Source organism: Candidatus Desulfatibia sp. (genome assembly GCF_036446775.1).
Classification (GTDB): Bacteria; Desulfobacterota; Desulfobacteria; order Desulfobacterales; family UBA11574; genus Desulfatibia_A.
The window spans coordinates 1-3,636 of sequence record NZ_JAZFTO010000084.1; the positions used below are offsets into that span (position 1 = coordinate 1).

At 46.0% G+C, this 3,636-nt stretch carries 4 protein-coding genes; 2 read left to right on the forward strand and 2 right to left on the reverse strand.

The window, feature by feature from the left end; translation table 11 throughout:
- Both dtd and V3S16_RS03660 read left to right on the forward strand, forming a co-directional pair.
- Nucleotides 1-392, forward strand: a 392-nt coding sequence (dtd, locus tag V3S16_RS03655; protein WP_413883319.1) for a D-aminoacyl-tRNA deacylase, incomplete at its 5' end; no start/stop codon positions are given.
- Nucleotides 393-497: 105 nt separating this feature from the next.
- Nucleotides 498-1,742 (forward strand): D-alanyl-D-alanine carboxypeptidase/D-alanyl-D-alanine-endopeptidase, encoded by a 1,245-nt coding sequence (locus V3S16_RS03660; RefSeq protein ID WP_413883320.1) that lies wholly within the window; start codon nucleotides 498-500, stop codon nucleotides 1,740-1,742.
- 429 nt (nucleotides 1,743-2,171) lie between these two features.
- On the opposite strand, the gene folE2 is transcribed toward V3S16_RS03660, so the two are convergent.
- Together folE2 and V3S16_RS03670 are read right to left on the reverse strand one after the other, a co-directional pair.
- The gene (gene folE2, locus V3S16_RS03665) at nucleotides 2,172-2,978 is read right to left on the reverse strand and encodes a GTP cyclohydrolase FolE2 (RefSeq protein WP_413883321.1); all 807 of its coding nucleotides are present in this window, start codon (nucleotides 2,976-2,978) and stop codon (nucleotides 2,172-2,174) included.
- Between the two features lie 60 nt (nucleotides 2,979-3,038).
- Nucleotides 3,039-3,245 (reverse strand): four helix bundle protein, encoded by a 207-nt coding sequence (locus V3S16_RS03670; RefSeq protein WP_413883322.1) that lies wholly within the window; start codon nucleotides 3,243-3,245, stop codon nucleotides 3,039-3,041.
- Between the last annotated feature and the right edge of the window lie 391 nt (nucleotides 3,246-3,636).

Consider the following 3,636-nt stretch of genomic DNA (forward strand, 5'->3'; position numbering starts at 1 on the left):
ATGAGACCGTCGGTAAAATCGACAGCGGACTGCTGGTGCTGCTGGGCGTTGCCAAGCCGGATCAGACCGCCGGCGCCGATTTTCTGGCGGAAAAAATCGTAAATTTGAGAATTTTTGAAGACGAGCAGGGCAAAATGAACCGCTCTCTAATCGATATCGGCGGCGAAATGCTGGTGGTATCCCAGTTTACCCTGCTGGGAGACTGCCGGAAAGGGCGGCGGCCTTCATTTGCCGAAGCCGCCGGTCCGGACAAGGCCAACGAACTTTACGAGTATTTTGTCGCCCAGGTGCGCAAAACAGGCATTACCGTTGCCACCGGTCGTTTTCGTGCCATGATGGAGGTTGCGTTGATCAACGACGGACCGGTAACACTTATCCTGGAAAGCAAGTAAGAATCCTGGCTCTCCGAGGCGTAGGCCTCCGGCTTGTAAAGCCTACGGCTCGGAAAGCTCTATGAGCCGGAGGCCCAAATGACCAGGTTTTTCAGAACTAAATAAATGCTGAATTCAATATCAACACCGAAAATTCGGTCATTATTCCCTTTTCGGATTCTCCTTGTCTTTTTAGGGCTGCTTTGCATTGCCCAGCTACAAATTAGTTACGCCGGAAATCTGGATGATTTACATAACCTTGTCGGTGACCAGGATGCTGTACTGGTCACCGACACCAAGGGCCGCGTGCTATTTTCAAAAAATGCGGGCCGCCAGCTGATTCCGGCATCAACCCTTAAAATACTCACCGCGCTGGTTGCCCTTGATTCTCTGGGCCCGGACTTCAGGTTTGTCACTGAATTTTATCTGGACCAAGCAGACAACCTAATTGTAAAGGGATACGGCGATCCGCTTCTAATTTCAGAAGTATTAGTACAAATCACCGCAACACTTGCCACACAACTATCTGCCAACTCAAAAGAGATCAAAGACCTGGTACTGGATGACTCATACTTTGGCGACCCCATCGTCATTCCCGGGGTCACATCATCATACGAACCGTACGATGCACCTAATGGTGCCTTGTGCGTCAATTTCAACACGGTTAACTTTAAACGCAAACCCAGCGGTGCCTATGTCAGTGCTGAACCCCAAACCCCTCTGCTGCCGTTTGCACTCGATAGAATCCGTGCATCCGGAATGAAGCACGGCAGAATCATTCTTTCCAGCGAGGCCAATGAAAGCACACGTTATGCCGGCCATCTTCTGCGCCACTTTCTTAAACAGCAAGGAATCGATATCAAAGGCCGGATTCGAATCGGCCGGGTACGAAAAGAGGCCGACAAACTGATTTTCAAATACGCTTCCGAGTTTTCAATCCAACAGGTGGTTTCAAAACTTTTTGAATATTCCAACAATTTTATGGCTAACCAGCTGCTAGTGGCCATAGGAGCGCATGTTTACGGCCCGCCCGGCACACTCCCTAAGGGCGTTAGGGCGGCATCAACATTCGCAAAGAATGTTTTGAAGATTAATAATTTTAAAATTGTGGAAGGTTCGGGAATTTCCCGGGAAAATAAAATTTCAGCGCACAACCTGCATATCATCCTGGAAGCGTTTGCGCCGCATTATCATCTGATGCGCCGTGAAGGAAGGACGTTCCACAAAACCGGAACGCTTAACAATATCAGCACCCGAGCAGGTTATATTGAAAGCAGTAAGGGCGGGCTGTATCGATTTGTGGTACTGATCAACACTCCTGGAAAGACAACTGACCGTATCATGGATATACTACTGAACAATCTGAAGTAAGAATTCTTTTAGGCCGAGACCTTTGTCTCTGACCCCCGCAATGCGGGATCTTCGACGGGCTTAGTAAATTAAACTCCAAATAACAAATCCCAAAAAACAAACAAATTACAATGACCGAAATTCAAAATTCCAAACCTTATAACCGTAAGAAGGCCAAATGAATTGAAAAAGATATTTTCATCAATACTGGGAAAACTAAAATAGTTTAGTTCTTTAGTATTTGGAATTTGGATCTTGTAGTTTGGAATTTATTTGAAATCTGATGCTTGTGATTTGTTATTTCCGGTTTATCCGGGTTAGGTCATTGGATATTGGAATTTGTGATTTATTTGTAATTTGGTGCTTGGAATTTGTGATTTTAGACATAAAACTCCAAGGCAGAGCCATTTGTCTTGGCCCCCCGCAATGCGGCGCGTTTTGAAGCTGGCTTCAGAGGTCGGGGTGCCGGCCGCTGGTGATCGAGGCGTAGGCACTGTGGTTGTGAATCGACTCAAAATTTTCGGCACTTACTGAAAACCAGGTGATGTTCTGGTCCTCTTTCAGCCTCTTGGCAATATCCCGCACAATATCTTCAACAAATTTAGGATTTGAAAACGCCCTCTCGGTTACATGCTTTTCATCGACGCGCTTTAAGACTGAATAGACTTCACATGAAGCACATTTCTCTACCAGTTCAATCATGTCTTCAATCCAGATAAATTTATCAAAACGTGTACTGAGCCGCACCTGTCCGCGCTGATTATGAGCGCCCATCTCGCTGATTTCCTTGGAACAGGGACAGACGGAAGAAATCGGGACAATGACTTCTGATACGAGATCGATTTTACCATCAGGATCGCTTGATCCTACAAAGCTGCAGGTATAGTCCATCAAACCCGGTGAATTGGTGACCGGGGATCTTTTTTCGATAAAATAAGGGAACGTCACTTCAATGTTGGCCGAAGCCGCATGCAAATGCGTTTTCATCTGCTCCAGGATTACCGTAATCTTTTTCAAAGAAACCTCCGGGCGAAACAGGTGGAGCATTTCGACAAAACGGCTCATGTGGGTCCCCTTGTATTTGTGGGGTAAATCGACAAACATGTTTATGGAGGCGACCGTGTGCTGAAAGCCGTTGCGCCGGTCGAGAACCGTAATGGGGTACTGCAGATTCTTTATACCTACCTTGTCGATAGGGATGCTGCGGTAATCGCGTTCATTTTGAATATCTTTGATATTCAACAAGTGTTGATTCATAAAATACTCGAATCCTATACTATTTTAATAGATATTCGTAAGCGTTCACAGGTTCAGGGTTCAGAAGTTCAGGGTTGCTTTTTCTTTGTTAACCTTTACTAACCTTGAACCTATGAACCCTTTAGATGAGAGTGCTGTATCCTGGATTTGCCTCTTCAACCCGAAATCACGAGTAAATTTGGCCTTCTTTGTCAGGCCGTAGATCTTGCGAGATAACTCCCGGGCCAACTGCCATGCCTCAATATCTTCAAATCGTTCTATTCTCATGCCTCCTCTATTCAGAACTCACAAATTAACGGTTCAAATTTCTAAACTCTGGTCGCTTACGGCGCCGCCAAAGGCGGGTAAACCTTTGAACCCTGAACCTATGAACCCGTGAACGGTTACAGATATTCTGTTTTCACGTTCGGCGCAATCGGGAACATAAAAAGCAGGGATTTTCTCTATTCGGAGAACTGTGGGCCAAAACGCCGTAATCCGACCGTTCAACCTTTAATGGAAAACCGATTTTATTGCAAAGGGATTCTATTTTTATCTATCCAGCATCGAGCATCCAGCATCACTTGGCCACATAGACTGAGATAGGGTTCTCATCAACCCGTCGGCTCGAGGAAAAGCTTCGATAGGTCAAACAAAAGATACGTCGACCTCTTATTCC